Annotated in this window: 24 protein-coding genes, 5 pseudogenes and 1 riboswitch; of the genes and pseudogenes, 17 read left to right on the top strand and 12 right to left on the bottom strand. The window is 66.4% G+C overall.

Annotation, left to right across the window (positions count from 1 at the left end):
• Nucleotides 1–45: 45 nt before the first annotated feature.
• Together GNX96_RS25770 and GNX96_RS25765 are read left to right on the top strand one after the other, a co-directional pair.
• The gene (locus GNX96_RS25770; RefSeq protein ID WP_163570070.1) at nt 46–1,185 is read left to right on the top strand and encodes a sensor histidine kinase; all 1,140 of its coding nucleotides are present in this window, start codon (nt 46–48) and stop codon (nt 1,183–1,185) included.
• A pseudogene (locus GNX96_RS25765) lies at nt 1,182–1,846 on the top strand (response regulator). The gene GNX96_RS25770 and the pseudogene GNX96_RS25765 overlap by 4 nt, the downstream one beginning before the upstream one ends.
• Before the next feature lies 1 nt (nt 1,847).
• Here the strand turns inward: GNX96_RS25765 and GNX96_RS25760 are convergent.
• Genes GNX96_RS25760 through GNX96_RS25750 form a run of 3 tightly spaced genes read right to left on the bottom strand, consistent with a single transcriptional unit; the run spans nt 1,848 to nt 3,038 of the window.
• A complete protein-coding gene (locus GNX96_RS25760) occupies nt 1,848–2,438 on the bottom strand; it encodes a TetR/AcrR family transcriptional regulator (RefSeq protein ID WP_163570069.1) in 591 nt (196 codons plus the stop codon).
• Nucleotides 2,439–2,467: 29 nt separating this feature from the next.
• Nucleotides 2,468–2,773, bottom strand: a complete 306-nt coding sequence (locus GNX96_RS25755; protein ID WP_163570068.1) for a hypothetical protein — start codon at nt 2,771–2,773, stop codon at nt 2,468–2,470.
• A 1-nt stretch (nt 2,774) separates the two neighbouring features.
• The gene (locus GNX96_RS25750; protein ID WP_163570067.1) at nt 2,775–3,038 is read right to left on the bottom strand and encodes a TetR/AcrR family transcriptional regulator; all 264 of its coding nucleotides are present in this window, start codon (nt 3,036–3,038) and stop codon (nt 2,775–2,777) included.
• Between the two features lie 177 nt (nt 3,039–3,215).
• On the opposite strand from GNX96_RS25750, the gene GNX96_RS25745 reads away from it, so the two are divergent.
• A complete protein-coding gene (locus tag GNX96_RS25745) occupies nt 3,216–3,518 on the top strand; it encodes an SHOCT domain-containing protein (RefSeq protein ID WP_163570066.1) in 303 nt (100 codons plus the stop codon).
• 41 nt (nt 3,519–3,559) lie between these two features.
• On the opposite strand, the gene GNX96_RS25740 is transcribed toward GNX96_RS25745, so the two are convergent.
• Complete coding sequence (locus GNX96_RS25740) at nt 3,560–3,724, bottom strand: hypothetical protein (protein ID WP_163570065.1); 165 nt, start codon at nt 3,722–3,724, stop codon at nt 3,560–3,562.
• A gap of 486 nt (nt 3,725–4,210) precedes the next feature.
• Between GNX96_RS25740 and GNX96_RS25735 the strand changes: the two genes are divergently transcribed.
• Both GNX96_RS25735 and GNX96_RS25730 read left to right on the top strand, forming a co-directional pair.
• The gene (locus GNX96_RS25735; protein WP_163570064.1) at nt 4,211–4,594 is read left to right on the top strand and encodes a hypothetical protein; all 384 of its coding nucleotides are present in this window, start codon (nt 4,211–4,213) and stop codon (nt 4,592–4,594) included.
• Nucleotides 4,591–4,896, top strand: coding sequence for a hypothetical protein (locus tag GNX96_RS25730; protein ID WP_163570063.1), 306 nt, complete (start codon nt 4,591–4,593; stop codon nt 4,894–4,896). Before GNX96_RS25735 ends, GNX96_RS25730 begins: the two co-directional genes overlap by 4 nt.
• A gap of 328 nt (nt 4,897–5,224) precedes the next feature.
• Here GNX96_RS25730 and GNX96_RS25725 read toward each other — a convergent pair whose 3' ends face one another.
• Nucleotides 5,225–5,557 carry a hypothetical protein gene (locus GNX96_RS25725; RefSeq protein ID WP_163570062.1) on the bottom strand — a complete coding sequence of 111 codons (333 nt, stop codon included), beginning with the start codon at nt 5,555–5,557 and terminating at the stop codon, nt 5,225–5,227.
• A 421-nt stretch (nt 5,558–5,978) separates the two neighbouring features.
• Between GNX96_RS25725 and GNX96_RS25720 the strand changes: the two genes are divergently transcribed.
• The 4 genes from GNX96_RS25720 (at nt 5,979) to GNX96_RS25705 (ending at nt 9,052) form a co-directional block, all read left to right on the top strand.
• Nucleotides 5,979–6,308, top strand: a complete 330-nt coding sequence (locus GNX96_RS25720) for a hypothetical protein (RefSeq protein ID WP_163570061.1) — start codon at nt 5,979–5,981, stop codon at nt 6,306–6,308.
• On the top strand, nt 6,305–6,817 hold the full coding sequence (locus GNX96_RS25715; RefSeq protein ID WP_279581487.1) for a DUF6879 family protein: 513 nt from the start codon (nt 6,305–6,307) through the stop codon (nt 6,815–6,817). Before GNX96_RS25720 ends, GNX96_RS25715 begins: the two co-directional genes overlap by 4 nt.
• Nucleotides 6,818–6,836: 19 nt before the next feature.
• On the top strand, nt 6,837–7,691 hold the full coding sequence (locus GNX96_RS25710) for a helix-turn-helix domain-containing protein (RefSeq protein ID WP_163570059.1): 855 nt from the start codon (nt 6,837–6,839) through the stop codon (nt 7,689–7,691).
• 1,025 nt (nt 7,692–8,716) lie between these two features.
• Nucleotides 8,717–9,052, top strand: coding sequence for a MarR family winged helix-turn-helix transcriptional regulator (locus GNX96_RS25705; protein WP_279581486.1), 336 nt, complete (start codon nt 8,717–8,719; stop codon nt 9,050–9,052).
• Here the strand turns inward: GNX96_RS25705 and GNX96_RS25700 are convergent.
• The 6 genes and pseudogenes from GNX96_RS25700 to GNX96_RS25680 form a co-directional block, all read right to left on the bottom strand.
• Nucleotides 9,049–9,288 carry a CPBP family glutamic-type intramembrane protease gene (locus GNX96_RS25700; protein WP_163570058.1) on the bottom strand — a complete coding sequence of 80 codons (240 nt, stop codon included), beginning with the start codon at nt 9,286–9,288 and terminating at the stop codon, nt 9,049–9,051. The genes GNX96_RS25705 and GNX96_RS25700 overlap by 4 nt on opposite strands.
• Before the next feature lie 159 nt (nt 9,289–9,447).
• Nucleotides 9,448–9,792, bottom strand: coding sequence for a hypothetical protein (locus GNX96_RS25695; RefSeq protein WP_279581485.1), 345 nt, complete (start codon nt 9,790–9,792; stop codon nt 9,448–9,450).
• Between the two features lie 313 nt (nt 9,793–10,105).
• Nucleotides 10,106–10,768, bottom strand: coding sequence for a DsbA family oxidoreductase (locus tag GNX96_RS25690; protein WP_163570056.1), 663 nt, complete (start codon nt 10,766–10,768; stop codon nt 10,106–10,108).
• Nucleotides 10,765–11,316, bottom strand: a complete 552-nt coding sequence (locus GNX96_RS25685) for a CbtA family protein (RefSeq protein ID WP_279581484.1) — start codon at nt 11,314–11,316, stop codon at nt 10,765–10,767. Before GNX96_RS25685 ends, GNX96_RS25690 begins: the two co-directional genes overlap by 4 nt.
• Nucleotides 11,317–11,371: 55 nt before the next feature.
• A pseudogene (locus tag GNX96_RS55190) lies at nt 11,372–11,518 on the bottom strand (CbtA family protein); the annotation flags it as partial.
• Nucleotides 11,519–11,554: 36 nt separating this feature from the next.
• Nucleotides 11,555–11,746: a CbtB domain-containing protein gene (locus GNX96_RS25680; protein ID WP_390624154.1), complete on the bottom strand. Its 192-nt coding sequence runs from the start codon at nt 11,744–11,746 to the stop codon at nt 11,555–11,557.
• An 89-nt stretch (nt 11,747–11,835) separates the two neighbouring features.
• Nucleotides 11,836–11,897, bottom strand: a riboswitch (cobalamin riboswitch).
• A gap of 85 nt (nt 11,898–11,982) precedes the next feature.
• Here GNX96_RS25680 and GNX96_RS25675 point away from each other — a divergent pair.
• Complete coding sequence (locus GNX96_RS25675) at nt 11,983–12,543, top strand: histidine phosphatase family protein (protein ID WP_163570054.1); 561 nt, start codon at nt 11,983–11,985, stop codon at nt 12,541–12,543.
• A gap of 10 nt (nt 12,544–12,553) precedes the next feature.
• On the opposite strand, the gene GNX96_RS25670 is transcribed toward GNX96_RS25675, so the two are convergent.
• Nucleotides 12,554–13,444 (bottom strand): winged helix-turn-helix transcriptional regulator, encoded by an 891-nt coding sequence (locus GNX96_RS25670; RefSeq protein WP_279581483.1) that lies wholly within the window; start codon nt 13,442–13,444, stop codon nt 12,554–12,556.
• Nucleotides 13,445–13,544: 100 nt separating this feature from the next.
• Here GNX96_RS25670 and GNX96_RS55185 point away from each other — a divergent pair.
• From GNX96_RS55185 to GNX96_RS67360, 7 genes and pseudogenes are all read left to right on the top strand, one after another.
• Nucleotides 13,545–13,763, top strand: a pseudogene (locus GNX96_RS55185) (carotenoid oxygenase family protein); the annotation flags it as partial.
• On the top strand, nt 13,693–15,003 hold the full coding sequence (locus GNX96_RS25665) for a carotenoid oxygenase family protein (RefSeq protein ID WP_313885785.1): 1,311 nt from the start codon (nt 13,693–13,695) through the stop codon (nt 15,001–15,003). The pseudogene GNX96_RS55185 and the gene GNX96_RS25665, both read left to right, overlap by 71 nt.
• Complete coding sequence (locus tag GNX96_RS55180) at nt 15,000–15,398, top strand: AMP-binding protein (RefSeq protein ID WP_279581481.1); 399 nt, start codon at nt 15,000–15,002, stop codon at nt 15,396–15,398. The genes GNX96_RS25665 and GNX96_RS55180 overlap by 4 nt, the downstream gene beginning before the upstream one ends.
• A complete protein-coding gene (locus tag GNX96_RS55175; RefSeq protein WP_279581480.1) occupies nt 15,368–16,351 on the top strand; it encodes an ANL family adenylate-forming protein in 984 nt (327 codons plus the stop codon). The genes GNX96_RS55180 and GNX96_RS55175 overlap by 31 nt, the downstream gene beginning before the upstream one ends.
• Entirely contained in the window at nt 16,348–16,650 is a 303-nt protein-coding gene (locus GNX96_RS55170) for an AMP-binding enzyme (RefSeq protein ID WP_279581479.1), read from the top strand. The genes GNX96_RS55175 and GNX96_RS55170 overlap by 4 nt, the downstream gene beginning before the upstream one ends.
• Nucleotides 16,647–17,144: pseudogene (locus tag GNX96_RS67365) on the top strand (thiolase family protein); the annotation flags it as partial. The gene GNX96_RS55170 and the pseudogene GNX96_RS67365, both read left to right, overlap by 4 nt.
• A 319-nt stretch (nt 17,145–17,463) precedes the next feature.
• Nucleotides 17,464–17,804 (top strand): annotated as a pseudogene (locus GNX96_RS67360) (hypothetical protein); the annotation flags it as partial.

Below are 17,804 nucleotides of genomic sequence, written 5' to 3'. Positions count from 1 at the left end.
CGCCGGAGGGAGTCGGCGGCTCGCACAAACTGCTAAATTCCGCTGGTGCCCGAGCTGTCCACGCTGGTCAGGCGGTTGACACCGGTCGCCGACCCGGCGCTGGTGCTGATCGTCCTGCTGTTGTCCCTGCTGCCGCTGGTGACCTCTCGCGGCGCGGTGCCAGCGTGGGCGTACGTGCTGGTCGTGGCCGAATGCCTGCCGCTCACCTTCCGTCGCCGCTGGCCGCTGATCGTGATCAGCGTCAGCGGTGTCCTGGCGGTGATCTACGGCGTCGCGCCGCTCCCGGACCCAGCTGTGCCGTACGCGCCGCTGGTCGGCATCTACTCGGCGGCCGCACACAGCGGCCGGCTCGGGGCGAACGTCGCCGGAGTGATCTCGGCGATCGCGATCACCGGCTCGCTGCTGCTGGATCCGACCGCGACACTCGATCACGGGCTGGTGTTGTTGGCGATCTCAGCGACCGCGTGGCTGCTCGGCGACGGCGCCCGGCGACGGCGCGAAGTGGCCCGCACGCAGACCGAGCGGGCCGACCATCTGGAGCGTACGCGCGCGGCTGAGGCCGCCGCCGCGGTCGCCGACGAGCGGAACCGGATCGCCCGCGAGATGCACGACGTGATCGCGCATCACCTCAGCATGATGGTGGTGCAGGCCGAGGCGGGCCCGGTCGTGGTGGCCTCCGACCCGGGCAGGGCGACGGCCGCTTTCGATGCCATAAGTGCGGCCGGCAAGCAGGCGTTGACGGAGATGCGGCGGCTGCTGGGGGGTCCTCAAGGACGGGGAGACGGCGCCGCTGCGCCCGCAGCCGGGCGTGCCGACCTCGCCGAGTTGGTGGACGGCGTACGCTCCGCTGGCATCGACGTGCGGATGACCTCCACCGGGCCGCGGCAGCCGCTGCCGGCGGCCGTCGACCTGTCGGTTTACCGGCTTGTCCAGGAGGCACTGACCAACTGCGTACGCCACGGCGAGCCCACCCGAGTCGACGTGAACTTGGTGTTCGAGCCTCGCGAACTGTCCGTCACGGTCGCCGACGATGGCGTCGGAGCTGCGAAAACACCCCACACCGGCGGCCACGGACTGGTCGCCATGCGGGAGCGCGTCACCCTCATCGGCGGCACGCTGGCCGCTGGACCGCGGGCCGACCGCGGCTGGGCGGTCCGCGCGGTGCTGCCGCTGGAACGGTCATGACAATCCGGGTGTTGGTCGTCGACGACCAGACGCTCGTACGCGCCGGCTTCCGGATGATCCTGGAGGCGCAGCCGGACCTGGAGATCGTCGGCGAGGCCGGCGACGGCGCCGAAGCGGTCGAGAGCTCGCCGCTGTCCACCAACCCGACGTGGTCCTTATGGACATCCGAATGCCTCGCATGGACGGCGTGGCCGCCACTCGTACGATCACCGCCGCCCAGCCCGCCACTCGGGTCCTGGTGCTCACCACCTTCGACCTCGACGAGTACGTCTACGAGGCATTGCTCGCTGGCGCCAGCGGCTTCCTGCTCAAGGACGTCGGACGCGAAGGGCTGGTGGCCGCGGTCCGGGTGGTCGCCGCCGGCGACGCCCTGCTGGCGCCCTCGGTGACCCGGCGGCTGCTCGACGACTTCGTCGGCAGCCGAGCCCGCCCACCGGCTCGTACGCAGGCGCCCGACGTGCTCACCGCCCGTGAGTTCGACACGCTCACGCTGCTCGCGCAGGGCCTGTCGAATCCGCAAATGGCCGAGCAGCTGGTGGTCAGCGAACACACCGTCAAAACGCACGTCAGCAATGTCTTCCACAAACTCGGCCTGCGCGATCGCGTACACGCGGTGATTTATGCGTACGAGCGCGGCATTGTGAAACCCACCGGCGAATAGCCTACGAAGACTTTTCGTGTGGCAGCAGGGATTCCAGCACCGGACGCAGCACCTGGCCGGGACTGCGCCCGCCGAGCGTCTGCGGAATGACCAGCGCCACGAACATCATGCCGGTGTAGAAGGCGTTCATCAGGTTGATCTCGCCGTCCGGAGGCCGCAGATCCCAACCGCTGTGCACCTCCGCCACGAAGTCCGTCCGGGCCGCGACCAGGTCGGCGAAGGCCTGGCGCAGTGCCGGAAGACGGGTGCTTTCCATCGCCAGCTCGAACATCGCGACGATCTGGTCCGGGTGCCGAGCGACCATCCCGTCGACCACGTCGGCCAGGATGTCGATCGCCTCGGCGCGGGCCAACGGCCCGGGGTGCTGGGCGCGCAGATCCCTGACCCACGCCTGCTGCCGCTCACTGACCCGCGCCATCACGGCTTCCAACAGGGAGTCTCTGGTCCGGAAGTAGTTCGACGTGGTGCCAGTGGGGACGCCGGCGCGCTCGTCGACGGCGCGATGGGACAGCCAGTGCACCCCGCGACGGGCGAGGATCGCGATCGCCGCGTCGGCGAGCGCGTCCCTGCGCTCCTGGTTGAGCCGCGGCACCGAACCCCCTAAGCACTACATCAGTAGTACTATAGCAGGATCGTCTCCAGCATTGCCCGGGTGACCTCGCCGGGCGTACGGTCCCCGAGCACACCCGGGACGGCCAGCGCGACGAACAGCATGCCGTTGTAGAACGCGTTGAGCATCGGCGCGTCGGTGTCCGGCAGATCCGCGCCGGTGTGGGCGGCCCGCATGAACCGCATCTCCTCGCCACCCAGCTTCGCGAACACCTCCCGCAGCGCCGGCCGGCGAGTGCTTTCCATCGCCAGCTCGAACATCGCGATGATCCGGCCACGAAAGACGGACACCGACTGATCGACCACATCGGACAGCACGTCAATGATCTGAGCACGCGACGCATCGGCCGGATGGGCGGCCCACCTGCTCGACAATCCACTCGCGGTGCTGCTGGATCAGCCGCTCGGCGGTGGCCTGCAACAGCGCGTCCCGCGACCGGAAATAGTTCGACGTGGTGCCGTTGGGAACAGTCGCTTCCTCGTCGACCGTACGGTGCGACAGGCCGTGCACCCCGTCGCGGGCAATGACGGCGATGGCCGCGTCGGTCAGCGCGTCCCGGCGCTGCGGATTGAGCCGTGGCAAGTCGTCCCCTCTCAGTCACTACGTAAATAGTACTACGACCAGCACAGACGCCGTCGTACGTCCGCGTACGTAGCCGGGCGGGCCGAGGTGTCGTCCGTGAGCGGACGACTTCGACGGCCGGTGGACCGAGGATGAACTGACACGCCGCAATGGGCGTACGAACGAGAGGAACTCGCCATGCTTGCTTCTTTTTCCCTCGCGGTCACCGAGTTCGCGAGGTTCGGCCCCGGATGGGCCGGCCACGGCGGGCCCGGCCCTGGGTTCTGGCCGATCTTTCCGTTGACGTGGCTGGTCATCTGGGCCGCGATCATCACCACCGTGGTGTTGTTGTGGCGGCGCCGGAGCCGGCTGGCCCCACCACAACTGTTCGGCTCGACCCGGTCGGCGCAAGCGCTGCTCGCCGAACGCTATGCCCGCGGCGAGGTGACCGACGAGGAATACCGGCAGCGGCTGGAAACCCTCCGGGAAAAGCCGGAATAACGCTGGGAAACTGGCGCACCCGCGGGGTGCGCCAGCTCACCTCAGCCGCTCACCTCAGGAAAAGCGGCGACACTCGGACCGTCGCCGGTCCAGTTGACTGGGTCCGGCCACGGAATACGGCGGAAACTCATGATGTAACGTCCGCCGCCACCGAGGGCGAAGGTGAACTCGGCCACCGTGTACGACGTGGAGTCGGTCCGGAGCACGACCGCGAAAGATCAGCCGCCCAAACAACATCACCGCGCCCGGAAACCCATGCGGCGGAGACCCAAGTGTGGCCCTCGCCCGGCTCGTGCGGGAGCGGCACATCACCAACTGACGCCGCCGAAATTGTCGCCCGCACCCGCCTGGACGCGACCGCCTCCAGCAGGTCACTCTCGACCTCGGGCTGTCATCCGTAGCAGCCGCCCAGAAACGGCGCTGGAAAGCCGAACAAACCATCGCCTCGGCTATCACACGCTCCTCCTCCGGCGTCAACTCCTCAGACGCGGAACTGCGCGCAGATGCCGGCGGCCCTTCGATGCCATACCGACAAGAACGACAGGCAACCGGTCGTACGCCAAGCACCAACGCCAGCCCGTACCCAACTTTGGGCATACCACCGCGACTCAGCCCAGAATGTCGTACCCATCTGCCACGCTGGGCGACGCCGACAAGCACTCAGCGCTCACGCTGCCCAGAGGAGATACGTCGTGACCAACACCAGGAAATACGGAGCAGGCGTCATCACCGGACTCGTCTCCATGTCACAAGGACTCTGCTACTGGCCTACCTGCGACCAGCCGATCGTACGATTCGTCGATGGGCAGCCAGTCAACAACTTCGAGACCGCGCACATCCGCGCCGCAAACAAAGGGGGACGTCGCTACGTAGAACGCATGAACGACGCCGAGCGGAATGGTTTCACGAATCTGTTACTGCTCTGCATTGTCCACCACAAAAAATTGTCGACAAGATCAGACCCAACGACTTCTCTATTGAGACCCTCGAAAGCTGGAAAACAGCCCGAGAAAAAACCGGTCAAGCCGCGTTGCGTGGACTCTTCGGGCTTACCGAAAACCGTCTACAAGAAATGATTGACGACGCATTCCAGGAATTCAAGGCGACATTCGACAATGCTCTTGCCCAGCTGAACACCGTCGACCGCGAGGCAGCCGCACTGCTTCGACCATTAATCAACGAACTCGCCGAGGCCCGGTTCCAATTCCGGTTCCCCGACGCTGACACCACCTCACAGCTCGCCCAGGCCGCGACCCTCCTCCAGCACCTCCCCGACAGCTCAACCACTCTGGCGAAGGTCGCTAAGGATCTCGAGGGCCTCCCTGCCGCGACCGAAGCACTGACTGGGGCCTTGAAGCAAGCACAGCAGTTCATGTAGCTGCACTGGCGTTGGCAGAGTCCAGCATCGCTCGCAGGTCGAGATAAGCCGAGGTCCCGAGGTGCGGCTACCGAGTAGGACCAGGCGAGGGCATCCTGGCCGCTGGGCTGCTCGACGGCGTACTTGTCGACGCAAGTCTGCGCCGTATGCCGGAACGGCTGAGCCGGGTGATATCCGTCGACCTCGTCCGTAGACTGTTACCCAACTGAGTTGCGCGGTATCGCTGAGTAGTCAACGGAAGGTGCAGGTTAATGCCCAAGGTCGCCGTCCCGGTCGGGTTCGACAGTGGGCCGGTCTGGGCGCTCGATCAGTCCGGCTTCGATGGACATCACGAGCGTTCGGCCCGGCGGCTGGCCGGGCGACCGACCGAGCGTTGCTCGGGCTCGTTGTCAATTTCGATGTCGATCATGTCCAGAATCGCTTGGTACGCTTGAGTTTTCCCAACAAAGTGAGCGGTCCTGACCTGGTCGCCCTCTTTTTTCGCCGCCCGGGCTAAATCAAGGGCATCGACTCTCGATTGCTGCACCCCGCGGCGCAATAACACCAACGCCACCCGAGCGTTGCCATCCACGGCCGCGCCAACGGCCGGCACGTTGCGCCGGTCCTGGTGGGTGGCGCTGACCAACGGCGACTCCGGTTCGTTGGGCACCCAGCCGGTCATCGCGACCACATCCCCGGCGACATGCCTGGCGGTCGCCCCGCCAACACCGCGTAGACCGCGTCAGCGTTGGTCTGCCGCCACCGCACCACCGTCGGTTGACCAGCCAATACACCGACCCCCCTGCGGTGCGTTGTTCAGGCGGTTTTGACCATGTGTTGCGCCTCCGTGGCCTTCGCGGGGGCCGGGAAAGAGCCCGGCACCGGCACGTTGCCGGCAACGCTGCAACGGCGTTGTGTGTACCGGTGCGGGCGTGCGTGCCGCCGACGCTACGGCGGCAGCCGTCGGCAACTCCAGAGGTTTGCTACAGTTTGCTCAGATCGCACATGGGGAGGGTCTGACTGTTGACGTGTGGTCGGTGCTGCGGTGACGATTGGAGAGTTGGAGAAAAAACTCGGGCACGTTCCTGGATGGAGGGCTCGTCATGCAGTTAACGTTCCTCGGCAAGGTCACCCAAGGCACAGGCTCGCCCACGTTGTTCGCCACCGACCGGGGCAGCTATGTGGTGCAGGGTTGGAAGGTCACCGGCCGGACCGGTGGTGTGGAGATCCCGCATCGTCTGCTCGGGTTCTTGATCGAAGGCACTTGTCTGGACGTGCAGGTCGTTGACACCGGCCGCGGCACGTTCGAGGTGTACGGTGCGCCGGTCGCCGACACGCAGGCGTTGTCGCAAATGGACATCCCTACGCACGAAACGTGCATCGAAGTGGGCACGGGAAAAGAGGTATGGGTCAATGGAGTTCCTACCGGGTGACGCCCTCGAATGATCTGTTTCGCACCTTCGCACGTACGGCATTTCATCTAGAAGTGCAAGACAGCTACCACACCCCGGAAGAATCCGGCCCGTTCGACCTATTTCTGGCCGGTGAGCCGGATGATTTCGCCTGGCACCAGCCTTATCTACGGCTCGTCCGCGATGCCACCGCGGCCGGCAAAGGTGTGGCGCGGGTGCGGGTGGTCACAGTGCCGCACGTGGACTACACCCGCTGGGGCATGACGGTCGCCGAACACAACATTGCCGCGGGCGAAGACATCCGTTGGCTACCCCGCCACCTCCCCGACACCGGCACATTGCCGACGGATGATTTTTGGTTGTTCGACGACGAACACGTCGTGTTCACGATTTTTGAGCCGAGCGGCCGGTTCGCCGGTGGCGCATCCACCACCGACCCCGTCATCGTCGACTACTGCCGCACCACACGCGACCGGCTGTGGGCGCAGGCGACCCCACACGCCGACTACCGCGACCACGCAGACGCCTAGCCCACGCCGCCACATCGCCGTGACCAGTTCCGTGCACCAGGCCCGAGAAGCCCTCGGGCATCGGTTGCGTGATATTCGCAAAGACGCCGGGCTGACCGGCCGGGACCTTGCGGTCCGTGCCGGCTGGCACAGCTCCAAAATCTCCAAAATCGAGTACGGCAAACAAACCCCGTCCGAAGACGACATCCGCACCTGGTGCCAGCACACGGGAGCGCACAAGCAGATTCCGGACTTGATCGCCACCGTGCGGCACATCGAGTCCATGTATGTGGAACTCCGGCGCTCGCTAGGCGCGGGTATCAACCGCAGGCAACGCGCCTTTGGTAAACGGGAGTCCACCACGTCCTTGATGCGCTGGTACGAACCGTTACTCATCCCCGGCCTACTCCACACTGCCGAGTATGCGGGTGCGATTTTGCGGCAGGTCATCGATTTCTACGGCACCCCCGACGACCTCGACACTGCTGCCGCCGCCCGTATGGAACGCCAACAAATCCTGTACCGCAGCGACCACAGGTTTCATTTCGTCGTCGCCCACCAGGCCCTGCACACCATGGTCGGCAATCCTGAGGTCATGATCGGGCAACTGGACCGGCTGCTGGCCGTTATGTCGATGCCCCGCGTCGGCCTCGGCATCATCCCCACCGACGCCCCATACGTGGTGCCGACGAATCAGTTCATCATGTTCGATGACCAGCTCGTCCACCTCGAAACCGTCTCCGCGGAAATCAACGTCACCCAACCCCGCGAAATCGCCCTCTACACGAAAACCTTCACTGCGCTGGCCGGACAAGCCGTTACCGGCGCCCCCGCCCGCGCACTCATCACCGAGGCGCTCAACCACTGGCGCGGCCAGATTCCCTCGGACGATTAGGCCGCCTTGCCGAGTTGCTCGGCGCGCTTCTGGTGGCGGCGCGGTCCTTCGAGTACCTCGACAGCCATGCGCGCGGGCGGCCGGAATCCAGTCGCCGGCGTTGCCCCAGGTGTCCTGGTTGACGTTGCTGACGGCCGCATCCGTGGGTGACCACCCGGGCGCTGGTACGACCGATGGCCATGGCGGTTGGCTTCCGTGCAGGTTCTCGTACGCTTTCCAAGCGGCGAACGAGTCGCACTGGCCATAGAACTCACGCCAGGGATCGATGCCCTGGTCCTGGTGTTCGAACTGCCCGATGGTCTCCCACGGGTAGTCGTTGCCGAGGTGTTGCGCTCGCCCGATCACAGGTCCGGGCGTCTGCGCCGGTCCAGTTGTCGCGGCCGGGCCGGCCGTCGCGCTGGCGACCAGCGCGAAGATGGCCAGCAGCAGGCCGAGTGCGGTCAAGAGTGGGATCATCCGGGGCTCCCTGAGCCGAAGGGGACGCTCGGGGCGAACCCTGCAGACCAGTGCGGCCGTACCGCAATGGTTCGGGGTGTTCGGGGAACACCTGGAGAACGTTCGGGCTGACCACTTTGGCGGAGGCGACCCGGGGCGTCCGGCTGCCGACCGAACCGGTGGTGGTCACCTTCGTGACCGCCTGCGGCGCCGACCCGCAGCCCTGGTCGTACGACTCCGAGCCGCCGCCGAGGCCGCGCTGCCACCATCCCCTGCGACCCACCCCCCATCCCCGCGCCCCTGATCACCCCGCGCCGAAGGTAACGAAACACCTCAACTTTGTGAGCCGTATCGTCACCTTCACGGAGCGGCAGATAGTACGATGGCGGACTATCTGCTATCGAACTATGCTGTGAGCATGGATGAAGACGCGATCGACCGGGTGGTCGCCAGCTGGCATCGGGAGCGGCCCGACCTGGACCTTGCCGCGGTGGGGTTACTGGGGCGGTTCGGCCGGCTGGCGGTGATCGCGGGGGCGGCGGGTCGAGGAGGTTTTCCCTCGGCATGGCCTGCGGTCCGGCGAGTTCGACGTGCTGGCCACGCTCCGCCGGTCCGGCCAGCCGTACGCGCTGACCCCGTCCGCGATGTCCGCCACCCTGATGCTGTCCAGGGCCGGCATGACCAACCGGATCGACCGCCTGGAGGAGGCCGGCATGGTGGAGCGCCAGCTCGACCCGGCGGACCGCCGCAGCTTCCTGATCGCGCTGACCCAGGTGGGCCGGGAGACCGTCGACGCGGCGATGACCGAGCACACCGCCAACGAAACCCGCCTCGTCTCCTCGCTCACCCACACCGAGCGACAAACCCTCGACACACTGCTTCGCAAGCTGCTGCAATCCCTGGATGACGAGCCCTTGGACCACTAGGACAATGTGAAGAAGTAAAGGACGACCGGCAGGCCGTTGATCATCGTGTGGACGGCGATGCTCGCCCAGATATTGCAATAGCGAGCCCACAAAAGACCGAGAAAGGCGCCGCCGACGCCCTGGATCGACACCGCCGTGGCCACCACGACCCAGGGCGCGCCACCGCCCCCGTGGGTGGGCACGTGCATCAGCGCGAACAACAGCGCCGAGACGATGATGCCGGCCCCATTGACCAAAAATCGCCTCGATATGGGTCTGAAGCAAATAGCGGTAGAAGATCTCCTCGGCGACGCTGGCGGTCAAAAAGGTCAGTACGGCCGCGATCGCCACGTAGACCGGGTCCGGATACTGCTGGATCGTCGGGACCGGAGCGGCCAGCGGGCCGACGACGTACGTCAGCAGCGCCCCCACCCGGCGATCACCGGAATCGGTGCCAGCCAAGGCAATCGCGAGCGCGGGAACCATCGCGGCAGCTTGGCCGGCTGGTTCTTGTCCCGCAGGAATCGAAAAGCCACCGCTGGTACGAGCAGCAGCAGGGCCATCTTGAGGATCAGATACCAGCCGCTGTGGCCGAGCCCGCCGACCCCGATCACCAGCGGGAACAGCACCGCCAGGCCGACCAGCAACCCCATCCGGCGCAGCACCACCGACCGGGGACCCGTGAGCTGGTGCGATTCCCGCGGTCGTGGCGGGATCAGCAACGCGAGCACAGCGCCCACGGCCAGCGGCAGGACGACCATCCACAGCGGTTGCGTGCGTCGGGGCACCCGCATCGGAGGACCCGGTCACATTTGCGTGACCGGTCAAGGGCAACATTATCAGGCTCAGCAGGAAAACGGCCGCGCCTACTGTCACCACCACACGCCGCAAGATCGTTTCGCTCACCTGAACGAGCATGTCAAAGGTGAACACCGGCCGCGTCAGCTGCGGCGACTAACGGGACGTCATTCCTTGGATGTACGCTCCGCAGGCTCGCTTTCCGGGACCGAGCAGAAACCGTCCGTACAAACAGCGTCCTGGTCGTCTCCGACCACTACCAGCTCCAGCGGCTCGTCAGGCATCCCGCTCCTTCGCCACCTTTCGCAGCACCTCTACGAAAGTCTCACTGGCCTGCGCGCCGGAGATTCCGTATTTTCCTTCCACCACATAAAACGGCACGCCCTGAATGCCGTAGCGCAGCGCTTGCTGCTGGTCTGCCCGTACGTCGTCAACGAACTTGTCGTTCGCCAGCACGTCCAGCACCTCGGCACGGTCCAGCCCGACCTCGGCGGCCAGGTCGGCGAGCACCTCTGGATCGGCCAGCCGACGGCCCTCGACGAAATACGCCGACAGCAGCCGCTCTTTGAGCTCGGCCTGTTTTCCCCGCGCTTTGGCCAAATGCAACACCTGGTGAGCCTTGACGGTGTTCGTCGGGCGCAGGCTGTCGAAATGGTAATCGAGACCGACCGAAGCCCCGATCTCCACGATCCGCTGATCCATCTTCTCGACCTGGCCGACCGGGATGCCCTTACGCGTGGACAGGAAGTCCGTATGGGTCCCGTCGTAGTCGTCCGGCATCTCGGGGGTCAGCTCGAAGCTGTGATATTCCACCTCGACCGGGAGCGCGGCCTCGTCCTGTGCGTACGCGGCGAGGCCACTCTCCAACCGGCGCTTGCCGACGTAGCACCAAGGGCAGGCGATATCGGACCAGATGTCAATTTTTATGGGCGCGTTCACGTACCGGGGAACACCCGCGAGCCGGCTCCGATTCCCGTCAGTGCGCGGTGGCCGCCAGCAGCGCGGCGCGCTGGGTCAGCGGGCGGTGCACCAGCGCGCGCGAACAGCAGGCCGATGGTGGTCCACATCACCAACTGGGTGCCCAGCGACGCGACCCGGAAATTCCACAGCACAGCGGCCGGAAAGCCGGTGGGGACCTCGTTGATCGCCGGCAGCAGGAAAGCCGCGATCGCGGCCACCGCGATGAAAGCGGCTATCGCGACGAGCGTGGCATTCCAGCCGCCGAGCCTGGGCAGCAGCCGGCGGCCGAGATAGGTGGCGCCCACCGCGATCGCGATCGACAGCACGACCATCACGAAATATGTCGCCGTCCGCTCACCGATGGTGTCCGGGTTGCCGATCGACGGCGGATTTGCCGGGTATTTGAGGAACGGCACCACAAACGCCACCAGGAAGCCGCCGAGCGCGACCACCGCGGCGGTCGCCCGCGGAGTCAGCCGGCCAACCCGCCCGTACGCGAAAGCGAAGGCCAGTGCGAAAAAAGTCACCCAACGCGATCGCGTAGACCAGGACCCCGGTCGCCAGCCCGAAACTGCTCTGGATGGCCCGGCTGACCAGCTCCGGCTCCGGCGCGTCTCCCTTCGCCGCGTCCAGCGCGGACTCGAAGGAGATCGCGTTGCCGACCGCGGGTTCCCCGAAAATGCGAGCGAAAACCAGCGCGAGCAGGCCGGCCACCACTCCGGACAGCATGCCGCGCACCAAAAGCATCCTCATGGTCGGCGGCCGCTAGTGGCAGGGGAAGCCGAGCAGGTGCCGGGCATCGTGCACATATTCATGCACGTAATGGCCGGAAATCAGGGAAGTGGCGCCTTCCTCGGCGCCGACGAAGTAGAGCAGCACGACCGCCAGCAGCGCGATGAAGATCGCCCACGGCAGGATTTCCCTGACCGGGATGCGAATCGGGATCGGCTCGGCGATCGACCCGGAACCGGGGGTGGAAACTGCGCTCACGTTGACTCCTCGGGTTGACGCGACCCACTCGGTGGTGGTGCTCCCGACGGCGCAGGGTCTGACTCGCGGGCGAACCCGCTCACAGCGGCGCGACCGTGCCGGATTCACACCGGCTTCCAGCGGTCGTCAGTCGGTTGAACGCTAGGCTCGTCCGCTGGTGGTGTCAATCGGCGACAGGATCGGGAGACCATGCTCACGATGCGGTGTCGTACCCGGTGACCGCCCGCCTCACGCTGGTCAGCCACGCCGCCACCGCGGCCACCCGAAACGCCGCCTTCCCGCTTGACGAGTCGTTGGAGCGGCCCGAGTCGGTGACGCCGTCTGACCGCCTCCGCCGGGTCGAGACCATCGTCTGCGGGCCGGAGATCCGCTGCCTCGCCACCGCTGAGCGTCTCGGCTTCGAACCAACCGTCGAATCGGCGCTCGCCGACCTGAACCTCGGTGGGTGGCGCGGCCGTACGCTCGCCGACCTGCAAGCCAGCGATCCGGCGGCCCTGCTGTCCTGGCTGACCGACCCAACGGCCGCCCCGCACTCCGGCGAATCCCTCACTGACCTGCGCGAACGCGTCACGGCCTGGCTGGACGGCGTGTCCGGGCGTACGGTCGCGGTCACCCACCCCGCCGTCGTACGCGCCGTCGTCGTACACGTCCTCGACGCCCCACTTTCGGCCTTCTGGCGACTCGACGTCGCTCCTTCCTCGTACACCCGTTTGTCCCGCTCCGGACCCTCGTGGACCCTCCGCGAAACCGGCCACCCTCTGTAATGGGTGCCCGTTAGTGAGGGTGGACGCGGGAGCGTTGCAGCAGGGTGTGGCAGTGGTGGCACAGAAGTGCTGGCACGAACCGGTGGCCACGATGAGTGAGGGTGAGAGCCGGCGGCGTGTCCGGGTAGCGGGTGCGGCTCCAGTCGGCGATGAACGCGAGCGTGGGGAAGAAGGCCCGCCCCTTGGCCGTCAGGTCGTACGCACGCGCGTCCGCACGAGTGGTGGCGGCGGCCGTACGCATGACGCCCAACTCGACCAGCCGGGCAAGCCGCCCCCCGAAGCACACTCGGGACGATGCCGAGGTCGCGCTCGAATTCGGAAAAGTGCCGCGCGCCAAGGAAAGCCCCGGCCAGCAGGCCGACGGACCAGCGATCGCCGAGCAGTTCCATGGTGGCGGGGAAGAAAAGCAGCGGGTCGGCGGCCAGCCGGGTGTTGTCCTTGCGGCGAAAACGCCGGCTGGTGCCGGAAAAAAAAGCAGCGGCTCGCGGCGCTGCGCTCGTACCGCCGACAGCCACACTCGCTGACCACAGTCGCGACAGCCCAGCGGCGCGGCGGTCGACTGACCGCAGTCGATGTGCACCAGATCGGGCAGCATGATGCGGCGATCGACGGCCCAGTCGCGCTCCCACGTCCACATGCTGATCAGCAGCTGCCACAGCGCGAGCCCGTGCTCGGTCAGCCGATATTCGTGCCGGACCCGGTTGACACTTTGGTACGGCACGCGCTCCAGGACGCCTACCCGGACGGCCTCGGCGAGCCGGCTGGACAGCGCGGTCGGCGAGATCCCGAGCCGCACCCGAATGTCGTCGTACCTGCGCACACGCAGGAAAACGCTCTGCAGGATGAGCAGCATCCACTGCTCGCCGAGCAGGTCCACCGTGCGCAGCAGCGGCTCGGTCACCACCGCAGCGTAGCTGACTACAACAACGAAAGCCTATTGACGCCCAACCGGACACGTAGTTTCGTAGTACGTACGCACCGTGCTCTCCCGGGGAGTCCTGATGACCCAGTCCACCCAGCCGGTCGCCGTCGCGCAGGTCGCTGGCACTGACGAGCCCAACCCGTATTTGCTGGGCGTGTACGCACCGGTCGACACCGAGATCGACGCCGCCGACCTGCGGGTAATCGGCGAGATCCCGACCGACCTCAATGGCGTCTACTTGCGCAACGGCCCAAATCCACGGCATCAGCCCGAAGGTCGCTATCACTGGTTCGATGGCGACGGCATGGTGCACGCGGTGCAGCTGGAGAACGGCAAGGCACGCTATCGCAACCGGTGGGGTGCGTACGAAGGCATTCCAAGCCGAGTCCGAGGCTGGCAAAGCGCTGTGGACCGGGGTGATGGAGAGCCCCAGGGGCAATCCCTTCGGCAACGCCCACGGGTTGGGGTTGAAGGACAACGCCAACACCGACGTGATTTTCCACCGTGGCAAGGTGTTGACCACCTGGTATCTGTGCGGCAGCCCGTACGCGATCGACCCGTTGTCGCTGGAAACGCTGGGCGCTGAGGACTTTCTCGGCACCTTGGTCGGCGACCTGATGGCGCATCCGAAGGTGGACGAGCGGACCGGCGAGCTTTTCTGGTTCGACTACGGCCCGCGGCCGCCCTTCATGCGGTACGGGGTTGTCAGCGCTGACGGGAAAGTCACCCATGTGACCAATGTGGACCTGCCCGGCCCACGGTTGCCGCACGACATGGCGATCACCGAGAACTACGCGATTTTGATGGATCTGCCGCTGATCCAGGACATGCAGGCGGCTCGGCAGGGCCGGCACAAGATCATTTTCGATCGGTCCCTGCCGGCCCGCTTTGGTGTGCTGCCGCGCTACGGCAATGGGAGCCAGGTGCGCTGGTTCGAGGCGAATCCCTGCTATATCTACCATGTGGTGAATTCGTGGGAGTCCGGCGAGGAAATCGTGCTGGACGTCTGCCGGGTCACTCGTCCGCATCCACGAGCGGACGCGTTGACACCACTGGCGAAAATGCTGTCGTATCTGCGACTGGACGCGCAACTACACCGCTATCGCTTCAATCTGCGTACCGGTCAGACGAGCGAAACACCGTTGGACGACGACAACACCGAGTTCCCGACGGTGGATGCGCGGACCGTCGGGAAGCGCAGCCGGTACGCGTACAATGTGCATATCTCGCCGGAGTCGACGCTGCTGTTCGACGGACTTGTCAAGTACGACACCGAAACCGGCGGCAAGACGAGCTGGTCGTTCGGGGCCGGCCGCTGGGGCAGTGAGGCACCTTTCGCGCCGCGAGACGGATCGACGTCCGATGACGACGGCTATCTGGTGACTTTCGTGCAGGACGAAGGCGAAAACCGCTCTGAGCTGGACATCTTCGACGCGGCCGACGTGAGCGCCGGCCCGGTGGCCAGAGTTTTGTTGCCCCAGCGGGTGCCGCTGGGATTCCACGCGACCTGGGTGCGAGCCGACCAACTGCGCAAATGAGATGCCATCCCGCCGACCGGGCGGCGGACTACCTCCAGCGGGGCTGGTGGAGCGCCGACACGATCGACGCGCTGCTCCGGGCCCGGGTCGCCGAGTTCGGCGACCAGCCCGCGCTGGTCGATCCGCCCAATCTGGCTGAGCTGACCGGAAACTCCCCGGGACGGTGGACGTGGACCGAGCTGGCTGCCCAGGTCGACTCGCTCGCGGCCTATTTGTTGTCGTTGGGCGTAAGAGCCGGAAACGTGGTGGCAGTGCAGCTGCCCAACAGCGGCGACCTGGTCCGGGCGTTCCTCGCGATCGTACGGATCGGCGCGCGATCGCCACACCTTTCCCGGTGTCCTACCGAGAACACGAGCTGGTGCCGATGTGCCGGCGGACTGGCGCGGTCGCCCTGATCACCACCACTCGGGTGGGCGACCACGCATTGGCCGAGCAGGCTTCGCGCGTACGCGCCGAAGTCCCGTCACTGCAACACGTTCTGACTTCTTTCGCCGACATTCCCGATGGTCGCGCGCCCATGCACGTGGCGGATGTCAACGACTGCGTGACAATTTGCTGGACCTCCGGCACTGAGGCGGCCCCCAAGGCCGTGCCACGCTGCCACGCCGACTGGCTGGTGATGGCGCTGGGCACCCAGTGGGCGGCGCGCCTTGGGCCAGCCGACGTGCTGCTGTCGCCCTTCCCGATGACCAACATGGCCGGGATTTCCGGGATGTTCCTGCCCTGGCTGATGGTCGGTGGCGTCTTTGTCCCGCACCATCCTTTCGACCTGACCGTGTTTCTCCAGCAGATTGCCGAAAACCGCGCCACCTACACGGTCGCGCCGCCAGCCCTGCTGACCATGTTGCTGCATCGCGAGGACCTGATGTCCACTGTGGACGTTTCGTCGCTCCGGCTGGTGGGCTCCGGATCAGCACCGCTGACACCCTGGATGGTGCGCTCGTGGGCGGAGCGCTATGGCATCGAGGTCATCAACTTCTTTGGCTCGAACGAGGGCATCGCGCTGGTGTCCGACCCGCACGACGTGCCCGACCCGGACCATCGCGCCACCTATTTCCCTTACTACGCATCGAAAGTGCGGTGGAATAATCCGGTCGCGGCGCGTACGGCCGTGAAACTCGCCGACCCGACGACCGGCGCCGCGGTCACCGTGGCTGGGCAGCCTGGCGAGCTGCTGATCGCTGGTCCGTCGGTTTTCGCCGGCTACCTCAACGCAAAACCGGGCACCGAACTGGACCGTTCGTGCTTCGACGCGGACGGCTGGTTCCGGACCGGAGACGTGTTCGAGATCGCCGGTGAGAGCGACGAATTCCTGCGCGGTATGTCGATCGCGCCAAGGACCTGGTGATCCGCGGCGGCATGAACATCTCGCCAGCCGAAGTGGAGGGCCTGATCGCCGCACATCCCGCGGTGACCGAGGTCGCGGTGGTCGGCGTGCCGGACCCGGTGCTGGGTGAGCGGGTCTGCGCTGTCGTCGTCCTGTCCGCCGAGCTTTCGCTGGCATCGCTGACAAACTTCCTGCGAGAGCAGCGGGTGGCGTCGTACAAACTGCCGGAGCGGCTGGAAATCGTGGACGCGCTCCCCCGCAACCCCGTCGGCAAGGTTCTCAAACGCGAGTTGCGGGGGCTAGCAGAGGTGGCGACATGACGTACGTGCTGGGTGGCGCGCAGACCGATTTCGCTCGCAACTTCGGCAAAGAAGGCAACGGCCTGCTGGAGATGCTGGCCGAGGTCGTGCCGGCCGCGCTCGCCGATGCCGAAGTTCCCCAACAGGCCGTGCAAGTCGCGCATGTCGGCAACCTGGCCGGCGAGCTTTTCACCGGCCAGGCCCAACTGGGCGGCCTGCTGGTGGCTGCGGTGCCGGGACTGGACGGCATTCCCAGCACCCGCCACGAAGCCGCGTGCGCTTCGGGCAGCACGGCGGTGCTGGCAGCCTGCGCCGATCTGGAGTCGGGGCGATACGACGTGGCGCTGGTCGTCGGACTTGAGTTGATGCGCAACACCGATGCCCAGACCGCGGCGTCCCATCTCGGCTCGGCCGCCTGGGTCGGCCATGAGGCACTGGACGCGAAATTCCCGTGGCCAGCGCTGTTCGCCGAGGTCGCCGACGCGTACGACCAGCGCTACGGCCTGGACCGCGAGCCGCTGGATGCGTTCGCGGCGAACGCTTTCGCCAACGCCCGCCGCAATCGGCTCGCGCAGACCCGCGACTGGTCATTCCCAGCGGCCGCCTTCGGACCAGACTATGAGCTCAACCCGCTGGTGGAAGAAGGCCAACTGCGCAAGAACGACTGCGGCCGGACCGCCGAGTGGGCGCGCCTGGAGCACCTCGGCGCGGCCGAGCCGGGCAAGGGCGGTGAACTCATCCTGAGCGGCGCCACCGCGGCCGGCGGAGCACTGCCAGTCAACCCCGGCGGCGCTGATCGGCCTCGGCCACCCGGTCGGCGCCACCGGCGTAAGGATGCTCAGAGACGCCGCTCGCCAGGTCGCCGGCACCGCCGAAGCCACCCAGGTCGACGGCGCTCGTACGGCCCTGACCGTCAACGTCGGCGGCTCCTTCACCACCGTCGTCTCGCTGGTCGTCACCGCTGAGGGCCTGACCCCGACGCGCAAGCAAAGGCGCACGTTCACTCTCGTACGCCCACGATTGGATACTCTACGTTCGGTGGCGCGACCTGACCGCGCCCGCTCAGTGCACAAGAGGAATCAGACATGCCGGAGAGTTCGCCGAGGATCACGGGTTCGTTGCCGACCTACAACCGAGCGCGACAACCTCCGTGCTGGCGCTCTGCTGGCGGGCTG

The organism is Fodinicola feengrottensis (assembly GCF_010993775.1).
Lineage (GTDB): Bacteria > Actinomycetota > Actinomycetes > Mycobacteriales > HKI-0501 > Fodinicola > Fodinicola feengrottensis.
This window is presented reverse-complemented; position numbering and strand designations above follow the sequence as displayed.

What these genes read in the sequence shown, in the direction of transcription:
- GNX96_RS25745 (WP_163570066.1), top strand. Translation starts at nt 3,216, where the DNA reads ATGCTTGCTTCTTTTTCCCTCGCGGTCACCGAGTTCGCGAGGTTCGGC.
- GNX96_RS25730 (WP_163570063.1), top strand. Translation starts at nt 4,591, where the DNA reads ATGATTGACGACGCATTCCAGGAATTCAAGGCGACATTCGACAATGCT.
- GNX96_RS25725 (WP_163570062.1), bottom strand. Translation starts at nt 5,557, where the DNA reads ATGACCGGCTGGGTGCCCAACGAACCGGAGTCGCCGTTGGTCAGCGCC.
- GNX96_RS25720 (WP_163570061.1), top strand. Translation starts at nt 5,979, where the DNA reads ATGCAGTTAACGTTCCTCGGCAAGGTCACCCAAGGCACAGGCTCGCCC.
- GNX96_RS25695 (WP_279581485.1), bottom strand. Translation starts at nt 9,792, where the DNA reads ATGGTCGTCCTGCCGCTGGCCGTGGGCGCTGTGCTCGCGTTGCTGATC.
- GNX96_RS25665 (WP_313885785.1), top strand. Translation starts at nt 13,693, where the DNA reads ATGGCGTCTACTTGCGCAACGGCCCAAATCCACGGCATCAGCCCGAAG.
- GNX96_RS55180 (WP_279581481.1), top strand. Translation starts at nt 15,000, where the DNA reads ATGAGATGCCATCCCGCCGACCGGGCGGCGGACTACCTCCAGCGGGGC.
- GNX96_RS55175 (WP_279581480.1), top strand. Translation starts at nt 15,368, where the DNA reads ATGTGCCGGCGGACTGGCGCGGTCGCCCTGATCACCACCACTCGGGTG.